The sequence below is a fragment of the Paenibacillus sabinae T27 genome (assembly GCF_000612505.1).
GTDB classification, from domain to species: Bacteria; Bacillota; Bacilli; order Paenibacillales; family Paenibacillaceae; genus Paenibacillus_AQ; species Paenibacillus_AQ sabinae.
Genome location: NZ_CP004078.1, coordinates 3,788,238 through 3,807,353, shown reverse-complemented (window position 1 = coordinate 3,807,353; position 19,116 = coordinate 3,788,238). Strand labels below are relative to the sequence as shown.

The following is a 19,116-nucleotide window of genomic DNA, read 5'->3' as shown; positions in this document are numbered from 1 at the left end:
CAAATCAGCCTTTAAAGGACCTTCTGCTGCATGCGGCAGGAGGTCCTTTTGTCTATAGTCAATAGCTGCCGCTTGAAAAGAGGGATCGACGTTGAATGTGGAGAAGCGTGACATCATTTTAAAAGAGATTCAGTATTGGCGCCGTACCAAGCTCCTTACGGAGCAGTACTGCGACTTTCTCACGAATTTATACAGTGATGAAGGCGCGGTACCCAACAGAAATCCGATAACGCTGCAAAATCTGCAGCAAGGAAATATTAAAATTTGGATGTTTGCATTTGGAATTATTTCCTTGATTTTGTTAATTGGTTTTTATTTTAGCGTTTTTCCCTGGGGTTTGCAACTTGCGACAGCGGTATCGCTGCTTGTGGTATGCTACGGATATGCCGGTTTATTGAGGAACCGAATGCCTGTCATCGGCCTTTCTCTGGCGGGAATCGGCAGTTTTCTGACGCTGGGCTTCGGGTTATGGATGATATTTCTCCATAATTTAGAAGATGGACTTTCGATTCCTATTTTCGTAGGCGTCTGCGGGCTGCTCTGGATCATTCTGGGCTTCACGCTGCGGATCGGCCTGCTTCATTTCGGAGGGTATGGGGCGCTCTGCCTTCTGTATGCGGGATTTGCGGGCAGAGTTCGCCCGGAGGCCGGAGTATGGGAACTGCAGCTGCTCTGGCTCCCGCTGTGCGTGCTGATGATCTGGCTGAGCTGGCTGCTGTATCATCGGGTCAAAGGCGTTTCAGGCGTCTATTTCGGAGTCGGTACTCTGCTGTGGCTCATGCCTGAAATAGACAGTCTGCTGCTGCGGCGGGATTATCCGGCATGGCTCTCACTTCTGCTGATCGGAAAGATCGCCGCCGAGCTTACGTTATTGTTTCTTTTTCGAAAAAAATGGATTGCGTGGGTGGCTACATGAACAACGTGAAATTATCGCAAAGATTGGGGCTGCTGCTGGAACAAATTCCGCAGGGCTCGAAATTGGCCGATATCGGCTCGGACCATGCACTGCTGCCATTGGCGGCGGTGCAGACCGGGCGCGCCGTAAGCGCGGTGGCCGGGGAAGTGAATCCCGGACCGCTGCGCGCGGCTCAAAAGGCTGTGCAGGATGCGGGACTTACGAAACGTATTTCCGTTCGCCAGGGGGACGGGCTGGAAGTGCTCCGGCCGGAAGAGGCTGACTGCATCACGATTGCGGGCATGGGCGGCGCTCTGATCGCCTCAATTCTGAACCGGGGCTTATTGGAAGGCAAGCTGGAGGGCGTAAGGACGCTGCTGCTTCAGCCCAATGTCGGTGAGGATATTCTCCGCCGGTGGCTGCTGGATAACGGCTGGGTGTTAACCGCCGAAGCTCTGCTTGAGGAAGACGGCAAACGGTATGAGGTGCTTACCGCCGTGCCGGAAGATCCCGAAGCGGGACTGACCAACAAAGGCCTGTATGCGGAAGCGGCTATGGCGGGCGGAGAGCGTCCGTACCGGATGGAAACGCTGCTGAACATGGGCCCTTGGCTGATCCGGCAGCCTGGCCCGGTCTTTTTTGCCAAATGGCAGGACGAAATATCGAAGCTGGAGCGTATCCGGCAATCGCTCTCGCGCTCGGAGCTGGAATCTGCCGATAACAAACGCTCGGAGATCGGGGAACTTATTGAGGAGATCACGGAGGTGCTGGCATGCTTGCCAAAGGACAAACCGTAATTCAATATATGGAACAGCTTGCTCCTAAGCATGTAGCGGAGGAAGGCGACAAAATCGGCCTGCAGCTTGGAAGTTTGCATAAAGAAATTACCGGCGTTCTGATTGCGCTCGATGTGAATGACGAGGTCGTGGAGGAGGCAATTGCCCGCGGCTGCAATCTCATTATTGCCCATCATGCGATTATTTTCCGGCCGCTGCAGCAGCTCCAGACGGATACTCCTATGGGGCGGATCTACGAGAAGCTGATCAAGAACGATATCGCTGTGTACATCAGTCATACGAATCTGGATATAACCGATGGTGGCATGAACGACTGGATGGCCGAGGCGATTGGCATCGAGAATGCCGCTCCACTGAAGGATGTTCATACCGAACAGCTGTCCAAGCTCGTCGTCTTCGTACCGAAGGACCATCACCAGAAGGTGCTGGATGCCGTCCTGAACGCCGGGGCGGGCTGGATCGGCAATTACAGCCACTGCAGCTTCAACATTGAGGGCTATGGCACGTTCCTTCCCCGAGAAGGAGCGAACCCTTACATCGGGCAGCAGGGCAAAATCGAGCGCGCAGAGGAAATCCGGATCGAGACGATCGTTCCCCAAGGGATACGCAGCAAGGTCATTCAGGCGATGCTCAAGGCCCATCCTTATGAGGAGGTCGCCTATGACCTCTACTCGATGGACCTGAAAGGACGCAGCTTCGGTTTGGGCCGGGTAGGCAAGCTCAAAGAGCCGACTACGCTGGGACAATTCGTGGAGACGGTTAAAGCGGGTCTGAACGTAGATAAGGTGCGCGTGGTGGGTGACCTGGATCGGCCTGTCCTCAAAGCCGCCGTGCTCGGGGGATCGGGCGGTAAATTCCTTGGCAGCGCGATCTTCCGCGGAGCCGATGTGCTGGTCACAGGCGATATCGACTACCATACGGCGCAGGATGCGCTGATGGCCGGCGTGGCGCTGATCGATCCCGGACATAACGCCGAGAAGATTATGAAGGTTAAGGTGGCCGAATGGATCAAGGCCAAGCTGACGGAGCACAAGTATGGAACACCGGTGTATGCTTCCGAAGTGAATACGGAGCCGTTCCGGTTTGTATAAGCGAACTGTTAGGTACCACCTTTACCGGAAAAGGGAATAATTACACTTGTTTCGGGACAACGCAATCTGTATAATATATAATGTTGTTCGGAAAGTTTGACAGACAATCGCCGGCGGCCACAAGCCGCGGGAGGAAAGTCCGGGCTCCATAAGGCAGGGTGCTGGATAACGTCCAGTCGGCGCGAGCCGAAGGATAGTGCCACAGAAATGGACCGCCGATGGCCGCTCTCAAGCGGCACAGGCAAGGGTGGAACCGAGGTGTAAGAGACCCCGAGGAACGCTGGTGACTTCGTTCCTGGTAAACCCCACCTGGAGCAAGACCTAATGGAACGCAGCCGATTCCGTAAGGAAGAGGCAGCCTTCGCCTGAGGCGCGTTCGGGTTGGTCGCTGGAGCTGTGCAGCAATGTACGGCCTAGATAGATGATTGTCGCTCACAGTGGGAGGGTAGTTCCCGCGATTACCACAAAGAGCACAGAACCCGGCTTACGGCAAACTTTCCTAAACTGGCAACACTAACACTATATATCGACTAATTAAACGCACGTCATAAGCGGCGGCGCTTCCGGTTTCCCGGATGCGCCGCCGCTTTTTCAATGCAAGTTCTGTTGAACGCTAAGGCCAAAGGTGAATGAAGATGGCTTGATGGCTTTTTCAGAAGAGGCTTAGACCGGATTTGGGGATTCAAGCCTTCTGCCGCTCCATTCTTCGAGCGCCTCGTTCAGCCGTTCCACGGCCAGCGGGAGCAGATCCGGCGGCGTATGGGTGAAGTTCAGCCGCATGGTGCTGCGGTCCGGATTCGCCGGATAGAATACTTCACCCGGCACGAAGGCGACTCCTCGGGCGACGGCGAGCGGAAGCAGCTCCGCGGTATTGACCGACTTGTCCAGCGTCAGCCACAGGAACATGCCTCCCTGAGGCTCCTCCCAGTGAGCGCCCTCCCAATTCCGGGAGCGCAGCTCGGAAGAGAGTACCTTCATCCGCGCGGCGTACTCGCGGGATATGACGGCGATATGCCCGTCAAGGTCATATCCGGTCATCAGCTCATCCAGCGCGCGCTGGTCGATCGTGCTGGAATGCAGATCGGCGGCCTGCTTGGCTCTGGCTACCGTGGTGACAAGCTCCCGGCTGCCCGCGATCCAGCCCGTGCGCAGAGCCGGGGCGACAATCTTGGAGAAGGTGCCGGTGTAGACCACCGAGCCGCCTCCCATGCCGCCGTCAATAGCCGTGAGCGGCGGCAGCCCTACCCGGTCCCCTCCGGTAAATGCGATTTCGCCGTAGGGGTTATCCTCCAGGATGAGCGTACCGTAGCGGCGGCACAGCTCTACGACGCTGCGTCTGCGGCTTTCGCTCCAAGTCGCCCCCGTAGGGTTGCCAAAGGTTGGAACGGCATACAGCAGCTTGGGACGGTGGAGCTGCAGCTTATGCTCCAGATCGTCAGGGAGCATGCCGTCCTTGTCGCTGGCGACCGATACGATATTGGCGCGGTAGGACCCGAGAACCTGAAGCGCTGCCAGATAGGTCGGCGATTCGACGAGAACGGTGTCGCCGGGGTCGAGCAGCATTCTGCACAGCAGGTCGATCGACTGCTGGGAGCCAGTGGTCAGCACTACTTCCGAAGTTGATACCGAGATTCCCTGGCGGGCCAGTCTTGCGGCGACTTTTTCGCGGAGGGGGGCGTAGCCTTCAGTCAGACCATACTGCAGAACGGAGGCAGGTCCGGTCAGAACCCGGTTGTAAGCTTCACGAACCGCCTCGAGAGGGAACAGCTCCTCCGCAGGGAGCCCCCCGGCCAGTGAGATAACATTGCTTCCCTGAGTAAGTTTCAGAATATCGCGTACGGCGGATGAGCCGAGATGCTGCGCCATAGTGGAGTAAACAATATTCATGCAATTTTGCTCCTTAACCTGTGATTTGATGGTATCATAGCGGCAGAGCAGTATAACAGTAAAGATACGAATATAACAGTGGAGGCGACCTGACGATGCATATCGAATTGAGCCGCGGTGGCGGCAAGCCGCTTCCGCTGCAGATCAGCGATGCGCTGGGTCAGCGTATCGCTTCCGGTCTGCTTCAGCCGGGAATGAAGCTGCCTTCGGTCAGGAAGCTGGCGGTCTCACTCGGCGTCAGCCAGGTGACCATCAGCAAAGCGTACGCCGACCTAGAACGGCGCGGGCGGATCATTCGCCATCACGGCCTCGGCTGCTTTGTTTCTCCCGCAAGAGACCGCGAGGCTGAGGAGTACGGTACAAGAAACGGTGGACGAACGGGCGATCGGACCCGGGATGACGGCAGCACAAACGGGAATGACAGGGGGAACGATGGCGGCGGAAGCCAATCTCAGGGCCGGAATACAGGACAGGGAAAGACCGGAACCCGGAAGAAATTCGGGTGGCAGGAAGGTTTTGAAGATTACTTGCCGAGGGCTCAGCTGTGGCGGAATTTCGATTATTCAGAGGCCGAATATTCGTTCCATCTGGCGGCGATTCATTCCGGGCTGCTTCCACTGAAGGAAATCGGCGAGGCGATGACATCGCTTGTGGCGAAACGGCCGGAGCTGATGTCGGCCTACGGCAATTTCCAGGGGGATGTGGAGCTGCGTGAAGCGATGACCCGGCATCTGCACGCACGCGGCATTTCCCTGTCACCAGCCAGTCTGATGATCACGAGCGGAACCCAGCAGGGGATCGATCTGGTGGCCCGTACCTTTATTGGCCCCGGCGACGCGGTATACCTGGAAGAGCCCAGCTACACGGGGGCCATCGATGTATTTGCCGGAAGGGGAGCGGAGATGATTTCCGTTCCGATGGATGAAGACGGCATGCGCATCGACCTGCTGACGAAGCTGTGCGACCGCCGTCCGCCGAAGCTGATTTATACGGTGCCGACGTTCCAGAATCCAAGCGGGGTCACAATGAGTACAGAAAGAAGACAGCGGCTGCTGGAGCTTGCCCGGAGCTACCGCTGTCTCATTGTGGAGGACGACCCATTTTCGGATCTGTATTTTCATTCTCCCCCTCCGCCGTCCATCAAGAGCATGGACAAGGACGGGCATGTCGTCTACATGAAGAGCTTCAGTAAAGTGCTCGCTCCAGGCTGCCGGATGGCCTGTTTAGCGGCCGAAGGCGATATCCTTGAGCGGTTGATCGCCGCAAAGGCGGCCAGCGATCTGGGCGGTCCGCTGCTGATCCAGCTCGCGCTGCTCCCGTTCATTTCCGGCCGTTATGACGCCTACATGAAGGGATTACGGTCTTCGCTGCGTTCACGGATGGAACGGGCGGCCAGACTGCTGAAACGCCACGCGCCGCGTGGGGTACGCTGGAAACTCCCCGAAGGCGGACTCAATTTATGGCTGGAGCTGCCGCATTCCGTTGACGTCGGGGAGCTGTACCGAAAGGCATCGCGGCTGGGCATCTCTTTTCTGGCGGGAAATGTATGCTATGCGGGCGAGCCTTCGACCAGTCATATCCGGCTCTGCTACGCGCAGATGGAGGAAGAACAGATGGAGCGCGGGCTGCTGCTCCTTATACCGCTGCTGAAGGAAGCCATGAAAGAATCAACGGGCTGACCGGCGCATTTAGGGGCTTGTTTCCAGTCTCCGTTCCAGCAGCTTGATCTTCTCCCGGACATGCTGCGGCCAAAGCTCAAGCGGCACCTCGCCGCCGGACGCCGCCTGCAGCGTCTTGTAGATGTCGACCTGCCCCCAGCCGTAATATTTGTCGTGGCCCGGAGAGCCGAGATCGACGGCGTTCTTGGTCATGAGATCCATGACCTCCTTGTTCGTCAGATCCGGGTTTAGTGAGCGTACCAGACCGGCGAGGGCGGCGGCATGCGGGCTGGCCATGGAGGTCCCGGACAGAGCCGCATATTGGCTGCCCGTATACGTGCTGGCAATGCTTTCGCCCGGCGCGGCAACATCGATGTAATCGCCGTAGTTGGAAAAAGACGCTCTTTCCCCCGAAGCGTTCGTCGCGGCCACAGCCAGCACTTCGGGATAGGCGGCCGGAAAGCCCGGTCGTTCCGTGTTGTCGTTGCCGGCGGCGGACACGAGCAGGACATCCCGGTCATAGGCATACTTGACGGCATCGTGCAGAAATTGCGAATCGGCATAATTGCCCAGACTGAGGTTGATGACCTTGGCTCCGTGATCGGCTGCCCAGATGATTCCCTCGGCTACGGCATAGGTGGTGCCCGCTCCACTGCTGTCCAGCACTTTGACGGGCAAAATTTTGTTGTACCAGCTGATGCCCGCAACTCCCTCGGCATTGTTGACCAAAGCGCCGATAATGCCGCAGACATGTGTGCCGTGGCCTACGTCATCGTCGGGTTTTCCTTTTTTGGAAATGGCGTTATAACCGGAAAGAAGCTGCCCCTTCAGATCGGGATGGTCGGCCTGAACGCCGGTATCCACGACCGCGACCGTGACTTTGTTGCTTCCTTTGGACAAATTCCATCCCCGGCTTGTTTCGATGGCAGGCAGATTCCATTGATAGGCGGAAAACAGCTGATCGTTCGGCGTAATCACCCCAGCCGTATTTTCATCGTTCACATCATTGGTTAAATACAAGTAGTGCGGTTCGGTATAGAGCGGCCGCCACTTATAGTGAAAATACGTCTTCAGCTGAGAATAAGTCATATCCGGCGAGCGGAAAATGTAAGCATATCCCAGTTTTCGGGGCGCTTCACAGTGAATGTCCGAGGAAATTGTCTGCAGCTGCCTTGGCTTCGGATGCCCTTCCCTGAACCGGACAACAATTTCATTCTCGTAATAATGGCTCGCGTTCTCGTTGTCATGTCCCGTCTTGACGGTAATGTCCTGCAGCGTGTCGGTATGCACGGATTCGACCCGGAAACGGCCTTCTTTGGGGTAGGGGATCAGGCGCAGATTTTTGCGCTGATGCTCCGCCACCCGGTTAAGCAGGGTCTGGTCGATCAGGGCGAGAACGCCGAGCTTTCCGTCCCGGCTCCGCTGGCTCATGATGAAGTATTTGCGCTCACCGACGGTAAATGAAGGCGATTCGTAGGCTTGATGCTTTTTCACGGCCGATTTGGCGGCGTTCAGATACTGACGAAGCAGCCGATGCTGCTCGGGGGTGCCCTCCGGCGGAACCGATTTGAACGTTCGAACCGTTCCCGAGGAAAAATCAATCCACATCAGCATGGCTATATGCCCGTGGCTGCGCTGCAGCTTCTCCGCATATAATGCAACATCATGGGCCGGCTTGCCTTCCGTTTCCGTCAGCATGGCGTTCAAATCACGGCCCGCGTCGGCCCGGCTCAGCTTTTCCGTGGCGTACACATCCTGTACCAAGGCGGTCTTTTTCAGGGAGTGCTCCCTGACCGGATGTTCGGTGCCTTGATGCAGCCCGTCCGTCCCCTTGTCGGGACGCGAGGTCAGGCTCACCGCCAGCACGGAAGCGCAGACCGCGGTGAGCAGACCGGCGATGGCAATATTTTTACGCGACATAAATTCCGCTCCTCCTAGGCAATGTATTAAGGTTAGAATGGGAGACAGCCGCCTGATTTATGCATGCATACAAAAGGATACCGCCGTTCATTATTTTGTGATAGGATAGACATGAAAACGATTGAATTACAAGGAACTATGTAACTGCAAGCCAATTAATGTTAACGACAATAAGGGGGAGCTACCGCCATGTCAGCCAATGTTCAGAAATTGTGCGAAACGACGAGAGAAAAGCTAAAATATGCCATCGAGAAAATGGAGGCGTTCCTAAACCACTACGCATTGCCCCAGCTCTTGTCCGAGCAGGACGAAGAGGTGACGCATTTTTACCAAGGATTCCTGTCTGATCTCCGCCATTTGCTCGTATTCTCCGAGATGTCGTACGAGAAGCTGGGAGTTGCCCTCCGCCGGGCCACGTTCAATGAGGATTTCGCGCATAAAGCGCTCTATAACGTATATCATTACGGTGTGAACAACTTCTTTTATCCGAAAAATGAAAGCTACTCGGAAGACGGCCGTTACGCCTATACCGGACAAGATGCGATTCGCTTCCGCAAAAAACCGGTTCGTCCGGCGCGCGACATCATTCTGGACATTACCAAGGTGTATGAAGAGCTGCGGGATGATCTCACTTATTACGAGAACGATTATTTGACCGAACGCCGTATGCAAAATCAAGTATAGCTTCTGCAAAGTCTCCTTGGGCGCAAGTGCCCGGGAGGCTTTTTTCATTCTTTTCATTCGATCCGCAGCTCTTTCCTCGAAATTATGCTGCTTCCGGATTGCCCTCATTTGGGAACTCCTGCGCCGTATAGCGTCCCGGCCGGAAGGATATAATGAATCCGAGGTGATAATTAATGAATAATACTGCCAAAACGGTAGTCAACTGCAGTGTGAGCAACTGTCATTATTGGGGTGACAACAACCTTTGCAAGGCCGATTCGATCATTATCGAAATCGACAAGCACACTGGCAGCCGCTCGAAGGAAGAGTTCGCCGAGGAAATGACCTTTTCGAATCACAAGGATGTAGCGAACAATTCTTCGGCAACCTGCTGTCTGACCTTCAAGCCGAACTCCTAGGAGGCGCCCCATGGACAGTGGACAAAAAGGTTCGGGACCCAAAGGTTCCAGACGCAAAAAAATCACGCTGCGCCCGCGCAGAGTCGATTATCCTCGCAAAGCGCCCGAGCATCGGGAAGAATACGCTGCCGAGGTAAGTCCGCTTCCGGTCCGTACCAACTCTGCCGCCGGTTCGGTGGCAAGGCCTGCGGACAAGGAAGGAGAAGCGTACAAGACAGTCGGTTATGTAGGACTTGCCTTAGGAATCGCTTCTCTGTTCATTTGGCCGATTATTTTGGGTCCGTCCGCGGCGGTGCTGGGCTACTATGCCTATAATAATGGCCGCAAGACGGCAGGCGCCTGGGCAATCGGGCTGGGTATTGTCGCGACGCTGAGCTATTTTGTTATGATTCCATTCACGCGGTAAGTCAGGAAAGACATGGTGGACAAAAAAGGCTTTCAGACCTTAAAATAAGGGGCTGGAAGCCTTTTTTGGAAATACAAGAATTTATAAGTTTCACGCTTATAACAGACCTTGTATTTCTACGATAAACGCACTTGCGTCTTGAAAGACGGCGTCAGGCGTTTCATCTTGAGTATATTTAACAATTTTATTCCAAATGCCGATATACAGGGTATAGTATGAAATTATGGGAAGAGGGAATGCGGCAGCATGGAGATTAACCCAGCCGTTGCCAGCCGGTCTGGCGAACTGAAGTGGATTAACCTGAGAAGCTCAGCTGATGCGGGAGTGTCGTCAACAACGAATAAAGCTGTGGAGTCTGGATCGTTCAGGTTCGAGGCGATTCTTGAAGATAAAGCGTCGTCAGAAGGCAGTCGCCCTGCACGGGCTTCTTACGGAGACGGTCTGCTGTGGCAGCGAGTCGGCGCCTTGTCGTCAGGGGCTATTTCCGGGGAAATGACGAATACAGAGGTTGATGGCGCTGCGTTTGCAGCGGCTGGGCCGACGGAGTATGACGATCTTATCCAGGCGGCTTCGGCCAAATACGGAGTGCCGGTCGATCTGATTAAGGCGGTTATTGATACAGAGTCGTCATTCAATCCGAAGGTCGTTTCCTCCGCGGGCGCCAAAGGGCTGATGCAGCTGATGGACGGCACCGCCGAAGGCTTGGGCGTGTCCGATCCGTTCGATCCGGCCCAGAGCATTGACGGAGGCGTCCGCTACCTGTCTTATCAGCTGAAGCGGTTCAACGGTCAGGTAAATATGGCGCTGGCCGCTTACAACGCAGGTCCGGGCCGGGTAATGAAGCTTGGCGTAAGCACGGATGATGAGCTGATCGGTCAATTGGACAAGCTGCCGAAAGAGACTCAGGCCTATATTGCCAAAATAGAACGCGCCCGCGCCAAATACGCGGTATAATAGAAAGGGTCAAACGGGATATACCGCCAGCGCCATTTTTTTCGGACGCCGGATTCCCTGTTTGATCCTTTCACTTTATTTGCTGTAAAGGAGTTATGCCATATATGATTTACTGGGATTATGCCGCAGCGGCGCCGCCTTATGATGAGGTCGCCCGGACGGTAGAGCAGCTGATGAGGCTGCATTATGCGAATCCCTCCTCGTTGCACCGGGCCGGAGCCGAGGCGGCGGCTCTGATCGAGCGCGCCCGGGAAGTATGCGCCGCGGCTCTTGGCGTCATTCCGGGGGAGATCAGGTTCACCTCCGGAGCGACAGAGAGCAACAATCTGGCTATCAAAGGCGCCGCCCTGCAGTATACGAACAGGGGACGTCATATCATAACGACGGAACTGGAGCATCCATCCGTTTATGAAAGCTGCCTTCAGCTGCAAAGCATGGGCTGGGAGGTCACCTTCGTCCGGCCTGACGAGGACGGAGTGGTAAAGCCGGAGGAGGTTGCTGCCGCCGTGCGCCGAGATACGGTGCTGGTTAGTGTAATGCATGTCAATAACGAAATCGGCTCGGTGCAGCCGCTGGCGGAGATCGGCCGTGCCGTCAAGGCGGTCAACCCCCGGACGCTGTTTCATGTGGATGGGGTGCAGGGCTTCGGCAAGCTCCCTGGAGGGCCTCGGGATTTCGGAGCTGACCTATACAGCCTGTCTCCGCATAAAATACGCGGGCCCCGTGGAGTAGGCCTGCTGTATGTCAAGGAAGGCACTCAGCTGTTTCCGCTGCTGAGCGGCGGCTCCCATGAGGGAGGGCTTCGCGCCGGAACGGAAAATCTGCCTGCGATCGTTGCCGGAGCCAAAGCTGTTAGAATGGCTGCCGAGCGGCGCGGCGAATTCGTCTCCCGCATCCTGCCGCTTCGGAACCGCCTGCTGGCATTTTTGCGGAATATCCCGGAATTTTCCCTGAACAGCAGCGAGGAGGGGGCGCCGCATATTGTACATTTTTCTTATCCGGGCATGAAGGGCGAGGTCATGGCGCGCCAGCTGGAGCAGCTGGGCATGCTGGTATCCACCCGGTCCGCCTGTTCGTCGAAGCTGGCGGAGCCAAGCCGGGTGCTGCTGGCGATCGGCAGGGATGAGCACGCGGCGCTCGGCGGCATCCGCATTAGCTTCGGGGATGAGCATACCCCGGCCGATGTTGCCGCTTTGGAACAGGCGCTGCTTGGCGCGGTTAAAGCTTTGAAGATTGCGGAAGGAGGCATGCGGTAATATGAAACCGACTAACCCCGCGCAGATGGCGGGAAGAAGCACAGAATACGCCGACATGCTGCTGCTGCGTTTTGGCGAATTTACGCTTAAAGGCAAGAACCGCAGCCGTTTCGAGAACACGATGCTGCGGCATGTCAAGGGAATGGTCAAGCCCTATCCGAAGGCAAGACTGATTAAGGAATTTGGGAGAATTTACGTCGAATTGAACGGCGAACCGGCGGGAGAGCTGCTGGAAGCGCTCGCCAAAGTATTCGGCATTTCGTCAATCAGCCCGGTAAAGGCGGTCAAGCCCGAGCTTGAAGAAATCGTGGAGGCCAGCCTTCGGTTTATCGAGAAGGTCGATCCCGAGCCGGGCACGACCTTTAAAGTGAACGCCCGGCGGGTGTGGAAGGACTTCCCGTATGGCTCGCAGGAGATGAACCATTTAGTGTCCGCTCCAGTGCTCAAGACGTTTCAGGCGCTGTCCGTCGACGTCAGAAAGCCGATGCTGGAGCTTCGGGTGGAGGTCCGGGAGCATCAAGCCTATATTTTCTGCGAGAGTATTCCCGCGGTTGGCGGCTATCCGCTCGGCACGAACGGCAAGGCGATGCTGCTTCTTTCGGGTGGCATCGACAGCCCGGTGGCGGCCTGGTCTTCCATGCGGCGGGGGCTGGAGGTGGAGTGCGTCCATTTCTTCAGCTACCCTTACACGAGCCGGGAAGCGAGGCAAAAAGTAATCGATCTGGCGAGGGTGCTCTCGCGGTACTCGGGAAGAATCCGGCTGCACCTGGTTCCGTTTACGGAGGTACAGACCTCATTTGCCGGAATCGGCCAGGACAATTTGATCGTCACACTGATGAGAAGGGCCATGCTGAGGATTGCGACACAGCTGGCCGAACGCGAAGGCGCCCTGGCGATTGTAACCGGAGACAGCCTGGGCCAAGTCGCCAGCCAGACGCTGCCGAGCATGAACGTCATCGGGCGGGCTACCGATCTGCCGCTGCTGCGGCCGCTCGTCATGATGGACAAATCCGAAATTGTGGAGATTGCCCAGCAAATCGGCACCTACGATTTGTCGATCCTTCCCTATGAGGACTGCTGCACGCTGTTCTTGCCCAAATCGCCGACAACGAACCCGAATCTGAAGATCATTGAGAAGGTCGAGTCGTTGCTTCCCGGTTACGGGGAGCGGCTTGCCGAGGCGGTTGCGGCGGCGGTTACGATGGAGGTTACTCCGCACGGAAATGAGCGACCTGCCGATGAAGCCGATTTAATCTCTTCCGTCAAGGAAGACTGGTTCTAAAAGAAGACCTGCCTGAGCATGCTTGGGCGGGTCTTTGCGTTTATCCGCGATAACAGGACGGAAAGCATAGCTTGTCGCCTCCGAGCATACATGTAGTAACATGAGTGTTCGGGAGGTATGGGGGATGGACTCGATATGGCTGCTCGGAGAAATATTAATGGTGAATCTTGTGCTAAGCGGAGATAATGCGATGGTTATCGCGATGGCGAGCAAGAATCTGCCGGAGAGCCAGCGCAAAAAAGCGGTTTGGTGGGGATCAGCGGGCGCCGTCCTATTGCGCTGCATTCTGACCTTGGCCGCGGTGCTGCTGCTTAAAATTCCTTACATTCAAGCGGGCGGAGGAGTTCTGCTGCTGTTGATTTCCTTCAAGCTGCTGCTTGAGGAGGAAGACGAAGTCCGCGTGGGCGAAGGCTCCACGCTGTGGAAAGCGATCCGAACGATTTTGGCCGCCGATTTCATTATGAGCCTGGATAATGTGCTTGCCATCGCCGGTCTGGCGAAAGGCGATCTGGCGCTTATCGTCATCGGGATTGCGCTCAGCATTCCGGTGGTGGTATGGGGCAGCAGCGTGATCACCCATTGGCTGCACCGTTTTCCGGTGCTCATCTACATCGGGGCCTACATTCTCGCCTACACCGCCGGAGAGATGCTGCTGCGGGACGCCAAGCTGGGGGCGGTGCTGTCCATCCTGCTGCCGACTTTGCATTCGCTGCTGCCGGTCGCCCTGGGCGTTGCGGTCGTTGCGGCCGGGGGGATTAAACGGCACACGCCGAAAGCGGGATAGAATAACCGGCCGTGCTTCAGCTTATGGTCCGGCGGATCGGGCAGCTGAGTATTTCGAATTAGGCCCCGGTAACGGGGTCTTTTTTTAAAAATATAAGAAATGTATAAGCCTCATGCTTATCATTTTGACTTATACTTCTACGAGAAACGGTGGCATCCCTGAAAGGACGGTGCAGCCGTTTCTTCTTGATATGGAAAGATCTAATCTGGTGGAAAATTGCCGCATGATGGCGCTTTTTGCGTTTTTCGGATAAAATAAAGAAGAATCCTGAAGCGCGAAGGCAAGCCGTGCGGAGGGATAGAGATGCGATTGCCTGAAGGGATGAGTGGTAGGATGTCCTCGAAAAACGACATGAAGCTGGGTCTGTTCATCGTATGCGCGGGTCTCGTTATTTTGCTCGGAAAGCTGGGAGTCTTCGGATTTTTGGGACGGGCGTTGTGGCCGCTTCTTCTGCTGCTGCCGGGATTGTTCTTGCATGCTCTCGTCTTTGGCCGGCGTTTGACGCCTGCGGCCCTGGTTCCTGCCGGTATTCTCACCGTATACGGTCTGCTGTTTGGCCTGTGCAACACTTGGGGCTGGGGGCTGATGGCTTATCTCTGGCCGATGCTGCCGCTTGGCGTGGCGGTCGGTTTGTACGAGTATTCGCTGTTCGTTTCCCCTCGTAGCGGCGGACTCACTGCCGGGGCTGTGATTCTTGGCATAATCAGCTTGGTATTAATGTTCTTCAGCCTGCTCGGTACGGGCATTATGTATGTTCTCGGAGCGGTTCTCGTTCTGGGAGGAATCTGGCTGATCGTGGGACGGAGCGGCGGCAGGAACAAGTGGAACAGGGGCTGGTAAGCTTCTTCCTTCTGGAAAATTGTTTTTTCATGAAAAGACTTGCTTTTCACAGTGCTTTCACGATACAATTGGAAATAATGTCGAAGCGTCGGGTTTTGCGTCCGGCGCTTCTTTTATGAAACCTTCGATTCCCGCTGCAAATTTTAAATGATTTTATTTGATAAATGAAAGGATTTGGATACAAATCATGCATTCAAGAGAACAAATTCGCAACATTGCGATCATCGCCCACGTTGACCATGGCAAAACGACGCTCGTCGACCAGTTGCTGCAGCAGTCGGGTATTTTCCGCGAGCACGAGACGGTACAGGAGCGCGCCATGGATTCCAACGATCTGGAACGGGAACGCGGCATTACGATTCTGGCCAAGAACACAGCCATTACCTATAAAGATTTTCTCATCAACATTGTGGACACGCCCGGACACGCCGACTTCGGCGGAGAAGTTGAACGGATTATGAAGATGGTTGACGGCGTTCTGCTCGTCGTTGACGCCTATGAGGGCTGCATGCCGCAGACGAAATTCGTGCTGCGCAAGGCGCTCGAACAGAATCTGACCCCGATCGTCGTCGTCAACAAAATCGACCGCCCGGCCGCTCGTCCGAGCGAAGTCATCGACGAAGTGCTGGACCTGTTCATCGAGCTGGAAGCGAGCGACGATCAGCTTGAATTCCCTGTCGTCTACGCATCCGCGCTGAACGGAACGTCCAGCCTTGATCCGGAGAAGCAGGATGACAACATGCTTGCCCTGTATGAAACCATCATCGAGCATATCCCGTCTCCGACGGAAAGCGTAGAAGAGCCGCTGCAATTCCTTGTTACCCTGATGGACTATAACGAGTATTTGGGCCGTATCGCCATCGGCCGGGTCAACCGCGGAATTATCCGCCAAGGTCAGGCCATAACGGTTATCCAGCGCGACGGCAAGCACAAGTCGGCGCGCATCGAGAAGCTGTTTGGTTTCCAAGGCCTGAAGCGGGTGGAGACCGAAGAAGCCGGCGCGGGCGACATCGTGGCGATTGCCGGCATCAAGGACATCAACATCGGCGAGACGATTGCCGATCCTGCGAACCCTGAAGCGCTGCCTGTTCTGAAGATCGACGAGCCGACAATGCAGATGACCTTCCTGGTCAACAATTCTCCGTTCGCCGGCAAGGAAGGCAAATGGGTAACCTCCCGCAAACTGCGCGAGCGTCTGTTCAAGGAGCTGGAAACGGACGTTTCCCTGCGTGTGAACGAAACCGACAGTCCGGACGCCTTTATCGTTTCCGGCCGCGGCGAGCTGCATCTCGGCATTCTGATCGAGAACATGCGCCGTGAAGGATATGAAATGCAGGTTTCCAAGCCTGAAGTTATCGTCAAGGAAATCGACGGCGCCAAGATGGAACCGCTGGAGCGCCTTCTTATCGACGTGCCGGAAGACAGCATGGGCTCCGTTATGGAAAGCTTGGGCAGCCGTAAGGCCGAAATGGTCAATATGATCAACAACGGCAACGGCCAGGTCCGTCTTGAATTCCTGATTCCAGCGCGTGGTCTGATCGGCTACAACACGCATTTCCTGACACTGACACGCGGCTACGGCGTTATGAACCATGCGTTCGACAGCTATGCCCCGCTGATCGGCGGCCAGGTTGGCGGACGCCACCAGGGCGTGCTTGTCTCGACCGAGACCGGAACTTCCACCTTCTACGGCATGATGGGTGTGGAAGACCGCGGTACGCTGTTCCTGGAGCCGGGCACCGACATATACGAAGGCATGATCGTGGGCGAGCATACGCGCGACAACGATATCGTCGTGAATATCTGTAAGGAAAAAGCATTGACCAACGTCCGTTCCGCAACGAAGGACGAGACTGTCAAGCTGAAGACTCCGCTCCTCTTCTCCCTGGAGCAGGCGCTGGAATACCTGAACGATGACGAATATTGCGAGATTACGCCGAAATCGGTTCGCCTGCGCAAGAAAATTCTGAATAAGAGCGAGCGCGAGCGCGCGGAGAAACATCGCAAAATGGCTGAGGCCAATATGTAATCAAGGGCAAGCAGCCCCTAAAAGGGATCAGCCGCCGGAATTTATTCCGGCGGCTGTCTGTCCTTTATCGGACCTTTCGCGATCAAGGCCCAAGCGGTAAGATTTGGCTCCAAGGCATCAGCAGTTTTTTAAGGCGGCGCCGAGCCTTTCGATGTTATAATGGATACAGTATCCATTACCCGACAAGGAGTGGCTGTACCTATGCAAATCTGGTTTGCGGAGCACCCCTTTATTGCCTTTGTCGTTATCTTTATTTTGCTTGGCTTTGTGTATAACCGGGTATTTCGGGTCAATCAGAAGCTGTCTCTTGCGAAGGAAATTTTGCTTTATGTGATGATGGCTTTCGGCTCGGGGATATTGCTCATTTTTCAGCATGACAAGCTGCCGATTATTCAGTGCCTGCTCGTCGCAGTTGGCCTGATGCTGCTCGTTCGTGTACGCCACTTCGCCGAGGCAAGGCAGAAGCGAAAAGCCGCGGCTGACACCGCCAAACGGCGGTATTAGTGCAACTTTGCAGAGAAATACACGTCTGATATAGCAAGTGATATTTTACTTATTCCCACTTTAGAAAAGGACTTTATTTAATTATGAGTACAAAAAACGGAAGCTTGCCTCCAAGGTCCAGAGGACAGAGAGGCGGAAGCGGAAGGCCCGGCGGACCGGCTCCGAAGAATCCGGTTCGTAAGAAGAAGAAACCCGGCTTCATGTCCCGGCTGGGAAGAATGATGTTAACCCTGGTACTGATCTCGGCGCTTGTCGTGATCGGATATTTCCTGTATTTATACTACAAGCTGGATAGCGGAGTGCTGGATACAGGAGTCAACCAGCCGGTGGCGGCCGGGAATTCGGCCAAGGTGAAGCCGCTGACGATGCTGCTGCTAGGAACGGATTACCGGCCGGAGCACAAATCGTATCTGACGGATGTCATTATGGTGGTCACGCTTAATCCGCAGACGAAGTCAGCAACAATTGTGTCACTTCCCCGCGATACGTATATGGAGCTGGAAGGCTACAAGAGAACGAAGATCAACGAATACTATACGAGGTTCAAGGGCAAGGAAGATACGTCGGGCATCTCAGCCGAGGATGAAATGAAGACCATGATGGGCAAGTATCTGGACGTAAAAATCGACTATGTGACAATCCTTAATTTCCAGGCCTTCCGCAAGGCGGTCGACGAACTTGGCGGCGTGAAGGTAAATATCAGCGAGGATATGTGTTACACGGACAGCGTGGACGGCACCGACATCAATCTGAAGCAGGGTCCCGCCAAGCTGGACGGCGACAACGCGCTTGACTATGTCCGTTACCGCAAATCCAACTGCGATCCGAAGACGAAACCTTCCGATGATTTCGACCGTAACCGCCGGCAAAGCGAAGTGCTGCATTCCCTCATGGATCAGATGCAGTCGCTGGGCGGAGTCGTCAAAATCGGCGGCGTGCTGGATGCGATCAACGACAATATGCAGACCGATCTTGAGAAGGACCAGATCAAGAATATGATCGCGGCGTATTGGCAAATGTCCAAAAATAATGTCGAGTTCAGGCCGGTAACCGGCACCTGGCGCAGCCCTTATGTATATATTAACGAAGAAGAGCTTGACGCCGCGAAGCGAAGTCTGAAAGACCGGCTGTCCGGAGCCGCTCCGGCGGCCTCCGCAGCCCCTTAGAACGCCGCTCCGAAGGCTGCCCGGCCTTCTCAAATTGAATGCAAGTTTGGGCTTATGATATAATATAATTAACTAAGCTCTACTATGCCGCACAAGGGGGGCCTGTCAACATGTCCGAATCCGTTGCCCAGCTTACCGATTCTTTGCTGAAGATGCTGCAAAACGAAACATTCGTACTGCTTAATACTGTCGACGCGGAAAGCGGCGGCCCGACCTCCACGGCTATTTCGTGGGTGTACGCGGTGAATGCCTCCACGCTCCGGCTCGCCATCGACCACCGTTCCCGGCTGGTCAGAAACATGAAAGAGAATCCCCTGGTCACGCTGACCGTCTTCGGGGAAGGTACGGTTCATGCCATTAACGGCCGTGCCGTGGTCAAGATCGATCCGCTTCCCGAGGTTCCGTTCGAGATGTGCTGCTTTGATGTGCAGATCTCTGCGGTGCGGAATGCGCTCTTTTATGGCGCTCAGCTGGAATCAGCTCCAAGATATGGCAAGACCTACGATCAGCGTGCGGCGGAGAAGCTTGATGGACAAGTGTTTGCCGCAATGCAAAAAGCCTAGTG

The 19,116-nt window shown here is 55.4% G+C and carries 18 protein-coding genes and 1 other RNA gene; 17 read left to right on the top strand and 2 right to left on the bottom strand.

Translation table 11 applies throughout. The features are described 5' to 3' along the window. The first annotated feature begins 91 nt into the window (after positions 1–91). The 4 genes from PSAB_RS17600 (at position 92) to rnpB (ending at position 3,285) form a co-directional block, all read left to right on the top strand. Positions 92–916, top strand: coding sequence for a hypothetical protein (locus PSAB_RS17600; protein ID WP_025335906.1), 825 nt, complete (start codon positions 92–94; stop codon positions 914–916). Positions 917–921: 5 nt separating this feature from the next. Further along, positions 922–1,692, top strand: a complete 771-nt coding sequence (locus PSAB_RS17595) for a tRNA (adenine(22)-N(1))-methyltransferase (protein WP_025335905.1) — start codon at positions 922–924, stop codon at positions 1,690–1,692. Next, a complete protein-coding gene (locus PSAB_RS17590; RefSeq protein ID WP_025335904.1) occupies positions 1,668–2,783 on the top strand; it encodes a Nif3-like dinuclear metal center hexameric protein in 1,116 nt (371 codons plus the stop codon). The genes PSAB_RS17595 and PSAB_RS17590 overlap by 25 nt, the downstream gene beginning before the upstream one ends. A gap of 91 nt (positions 2,784–2,874) precedes the next feature. Further along, positions 2,875–3,285, top strand: an RNA gene (rnpB, locus tag PSAB_RS24850) — RNase P RNA component class A. A 161-nt stretch (positions 3,286–3,446) separates the two neighbouring features. Here the strand turns inward: rnpB and PSAB_RS17585 are convergent. Then, positions 3,447–4,670 (bottom strand): aminotransferase-like domain-containing protein, encoded by a 1,224-nt coding sequence (locus tag PSAB_RS17585; RefSeq protein ID WP_025335903.1) that lies wholly within the window; start codon positions 4,668–4,670, stop codon positions 3,447–3,449. A 95-nt stretch (positions 4,671–4,765) separates the two neighbouring features. Between PSAB_RS17585 and pdxR the strand changes: the two genes are divergently transcribed. After that, positions 4,766–6,349, top strand: coding sequence for a MocR-like pyridoxine biosynthesis transcription factor PdxR (pdxR, locus tag PSAB_RS17580; RefSeq protein WP_025335902.1), 1,584 nt, complete (start codon positions 4,766–4,768; stop codon positions 6,347–6,349). A 9-nt stretch (positions 6,350–6,358) separates the two neighbouring features. Here the strand turns inward: pdxR and PSAB_RS17575 are convergent, their stop codons facing one another. Continuing rightward, positions 6,359–8,248: a S8 family peptidase gene (locus PSAB_RS17575; RefSeq protein WP_025335901.1), complete on the bottom strand. Its 1,890-nt coding sequence runs from the start codon at positions 8,246–8,248 to the stop codon at positions 6,359–6,361. A gap of 189 nt (positions 8,249–8,437) precedes the next feature. Here PSAB_RS17575 and PSAB_RS17570 point away from each other — a divergent pair, with 189 nt between their 5' ends. From PSAB_RS17570 to PSAB_RS17515, 12 genes are all read left to right on the top strand, one after another. Then, positions 8,438–8,932 (top strand): YpuI family protein, encoded by a 495-nt coding sequence (locus tag PSAB_RS17570; protein ID WP_025335900.1) that lies wholly within the window; start codon positions 8,438–8,440, stop codon positions 8,930–8,932. Between the two features lie 173 nt (positions 8,933–9,105). Beyond that, entirely contained in the window at positions 9,106–9,330 is a 225-nt protein-coding gene (locus tag PSAB_RS17565) for a DUF1540 domain-containing protein (RefSeq protein WP_025335899.1), read from the top strand. 10 nt (positions 9,331–9,340) lie between these two features. Further along, a complete protein-coding gene (locus PSAB_RS17560) occupies positions 9,341–9,736 on the top strand; it encodes a hypothetical protein (protein WP_025335898.1) in 396 nt (131 codons plus the stop codon). A 246-nt stretch (positions 9,737–9,982) separates the two neighbouring features. Then, the gene (locus tag PSAB_RS17555) at positions 9,983–10,690 is read left to right on the top strand and encodes a lytic transglycosylase domain-containing protein (RefSeq protein ID WP_025335897.1); all 708 of its coding nucleotides are present in this window, start codon (positions 9,983–9,985) and stop codon (positions 10,688–10,690) included. A 104-nt stretch (positions 10,691–10,794) separates the two neighbouring features. Beyond that, complete coding sequence (locus PSAB_RS17550; protein WP_025335896.1) at positions 10,795–11,946, top strand: cysteine desulfurase family protein; 1,152 nt, start codon at positions 10,795–10,797, stop codon at positions 11,944–11,946. A 1-nt stretch (position 11,947) separates the two neighbouring features. Beyond that, positions 11,948–13,228, top strand: coding sequence for a tRNA uracil 4-sulfurtransferase ThiI (thiI, locus tag PSAB_RS17545; protein WP_025335895.1), 1,281 nt, complete (start codon positions 11,948–11,950; stop codon positions 13,226–13,228). A 124-nt stretch (positions 13,229–13,352) separates the two neighbouring features. Continuing rightward, complete coding sequence (locus PSAB_RS17540) at positions 13,353–14,012, top strand: TerC family protein (protein ID WP_025335894.1); 660 nt, start codon at positions 13,353–13,355, stop codon at positions 14,010–14,012. Positions 14,013–14,345: 333 nt separating this feature from the next. Then, positions 14,346–14,852, top strand: coding sequence for a hypothetical protein (locus tag PSAB_RS17535; protein ID WP_025335893.1), 507 nt, complete (start codon positions 14,346–14,348; stop codon positions 14,850–14,852). A 187-nt stretch (positions 14,853–15,039) separates the two neighbouring features. Further along, a complete protein-coding gene (typA, locus tag PSAB_RS17530) occupies positions 15,040–16,881 on the top strand; it encodes a translational GTPase TypA (protein ID WP_025335892.1) in 1,842 nt (613 codons plus the stop codon). 201 nt (positions 16,882–17,082) lie between these two features. Then, on the top strand, positions 17,083–17,385 hold the full coding sequence (locus tag PSAB_RS17525) for a YlaH-like family protein (protein WP_025335891.1): 303 nt from the start codon (positions 17,083–17,085) through the stop codon (positions 17,383–17,385). An 83-nt stretch (positions 17,386–17,468) separates the two neighbouring features. After that, on the top strand, positions 17,469–18,551 hold the full coding sequence (locus PSAB_RS17520; protein ID WP_025335890.1) for an LCP family protein: 1,083 nt from the start codon (positions 17,469–17,471) through the stop codon (positions 18,549–18,551). 110 nt (positions 18,552–18,661) lie between these two features. Next, positions 18,662–19,114, top strand: coding sequence for a pyridoxamine 5'-phosphate oxidase family protein (locus PSAB_RS17515; RefSeq protein ID WP_025335889.1), 453 nt, complete (start codon positions 18,662–18,664; stop codon positions 19,112–19,114). Positions 19,115–19,116 lie beyond the last annotated feature (2 nt).

Excerpts from the sequence above, each read along its gene's own strand:
- PSAB_RS17540 (WP_025335894.1), top strand. The coding sequence starts at position 13,353 with ATGGACTCGATATGGCTGCTCGGAGAAATATTAATGGTGAATCTTGTG.
- PSAB_RS17515 (WP_025335889.1), top strand. The coding sequence starts at position 18,662 with ATGTCCGAATCCGTTGCCCAGCTTACCGATTCTTTGCTGAAGATGCTG.
- PSAB_RS17585 (WP_025335903.1), bottom strand. The coding sequence starts at position 4,670 with ATGAATATTGTTTACTCCACTATGGCGCAGCATCTCGGCTCATCCGCC.
- PSAB_RS17535 (WP_025335893.1), top strand. The coding sequence starts at position 14,346 with ATGTCCTCGAAAAACGACATGAAGCTGGGTCTGTTCATCGTATGCGCG.
- PSAB_RS17575 (WP_025335901.1), bottom strand. The coding sequence starts at position 8,248 with ATGTCGCGTAAAAATATTGCCATCGCCGGTCTGCTCACCGCGGTCTGC.
- PSAB_RS17560 (WP_025335898.1), top strand. The coding sequence starts at position 9,341 with ATGGACAGTGGACAAAAAGGTTCGGGACCCAAAGGTTCCAGACGCAAA.
- PSAB_RS17555 (WP_025335897.1), top strand. The coding sequence starts at position 9,983 with ATGGAGATTAACCCAGCCGTTGCCAGCCGGTCTGGCGAACTGAAGTGG.
- PSAB_RS17520 (WP_025335890.1), top strand. The coding sequence starts at position 17,469 with ATGAGTACAAAAAACGGAAGCTTGCCTCCAAGGTCCAGAGGACAGAGA.
- PSAB_RS17525 (WP_025335891.1), top strand. The coding sequence starts at position 17,083 with ATGCAAATCTGGTTTGCGGAGCACCCCTTTATTGCCTTTGTCGTTATC.
- typA (WP_025335892.1), top strand. The coding sequence starts at position 15,040 with ATGCATTCAAGAGAACAAATTCGCAACATTGCGATCATCGCCCACGTT.
- pdxR (WP_025335902.1), top strand. The coding sequence starts at position 4,766 with ATGCATATCGAATTGAGCCGCGGTGGCGGCAAGCCGCTTCCGCTGCAG.
- PSAB_RS17565 (WP_025335899.1), top strand. The coding sequence starts at position 9,106 with ATGAATAATACTGCCAAAACGGTAGTCAACTGCAGTGTGAGCAACTGT.
- thiI (WP_025335895.1), top strand. The coding sequence starts at position 11,948 with ATGAAACCGACTAACCCCGCGCAGATGGCGGGAAGAAGCACAGAATAC.
- PSAB_RS17570 (WP_025335900.1), top strand. The coding sequence starts at position 8,438 with ATGTCAGCCAATGTTCAGAAATTGTGCGAAACGACGAGAGAAAAGCTA.
- PSAB_RS17590 (WP_025335904.1), top strand. The coding sequence starts at position 1,668 with ATGCTTGCCAAAGGACAAACCGTAATTCAATATATGGAACAGCTTGCT.
- PSAB_RS17550 (WP_025335896.1), top strand. The coding sequence starts at position 10,795 with ATGATTTACTGGGATTATGCCGCAGCGGCGCCGCCTTATGATGAGGTC.